The sequence below is a fragment of the Micromonospora sp. M51 genome, from assembly GCF_018070305.1.
In the GTDB taxonomy this organism is placed as follows: Bacteria; Actinomycetota; Actinomycetes; order Mycobacteriales; family Micromonosporaceae; genus Micromonospora; species Micromonospora parva.
Map to the genome: position 1 here is coordinate 1 of NZ_JAGPXZ010001273.1, position 954 is coordinate 954.

A 954-nucleotide genomic window follows, 5' to 3' on the forward strand; every position below is an offset into this window, starting at 1 on the left:
CACGACCACCGTGACGTCGCGGTGCCGGTGGAACTCGCGCAGGTAGCTGTCGTGGATGACCCGGTCGGCGTACTTCTGCGGGTCGACCACCCAGACCACCTGGTCGACGAGGCCGAGGAGCCGGTCCACCTCAAGTCGGTGCGATCGCTGCACCGAGTCGAAGTCGGGCAGGTCGAGCAGGATCAGCCCGTGCAGGGCCGTCTCGTCGTCGGCGTCCAGGGCGCTCTCCCGAACGAAGCGGTGCCGGGGCAGTACGCCGATCCAGTCGAGCAGATGGTTGGCGCCCTCCAACGGCCCCCACACGCAGGCGTGGGTGACGCCGGTGGTCGGCCGGCGGACCCCGACCGGCGAGAGTTCCAGCCGCGCCAACGCGTTGAAGAGGCTGGACTTGCCGCTGCCAGTGGCACCGGCGAGGGCGACAACGGTGTGGTCCCGGGACAGCGCGAGCCGGGTGCCGGCCCGCTCGACCAGTGTGTGCGCGGGCACCAGGTCGCCGTCCGGCAGCAGACCGTCCACGGCGGTCAGGAACCGGCGTACCGCGTCCAGTCGGGCGATCAGCGCGTCGGCGTCGACCCGCTGGTCCCTGCGGAACACCTCGCGTACCCGGCCGGCGATGTTGCTCACCGGGAGCCCTCCTCGTCGCCGGCCGACAGGCCACTGCGGTGCCGGGCCAGCTCGACCCGGCCGGCGGCCCGGCGCAGCCCGTCGCCGGCGTCCGCGGCCGGGCGGGCCTCGGCGGTGCGGCTCAGGAAGCGGTCGGCCTCCGCGTCCAGCAGCGTCCGCACCCGGGCCAGCAGGTCGGTGCGGGCCTTGGCGGCGAGGGTACGCACCGCCTGGTCGCCGAAGATCGCCTGGAGGACGGCCTGCGCGGCGACAGTGGTGCCGGCCCCGGTGGCCAACTCCAGCCCGGTCGGGATGAACGCGGTGGAGGCGAAGACGGCGATCATCACGGCC

The 954-nt window shown here is 73.8% G+C and carries 1 protein-coding gene and 1 pseudogene; both read right to left on the bottom strand.

Going from position 1 to position 954, the window contains the following annotated elements; all coding sequences use genetic code 11:
* A partial coding sequence (locus KBX53_RS34235) for a GTPase (protein WP_210863953.1) occupies positions 1-624 on the bottom strand: 624 nt, incomplete at its 3' end.
* Positions 621-954: pseudogene (locus tag KBX53_RS34240) on the bottom strand (ABC transporter); the annotation flags it as partial. The gene KBX53_RS34235 and the pseudogene KBX53_RS34240, both read right to left, overlap by 4 nt.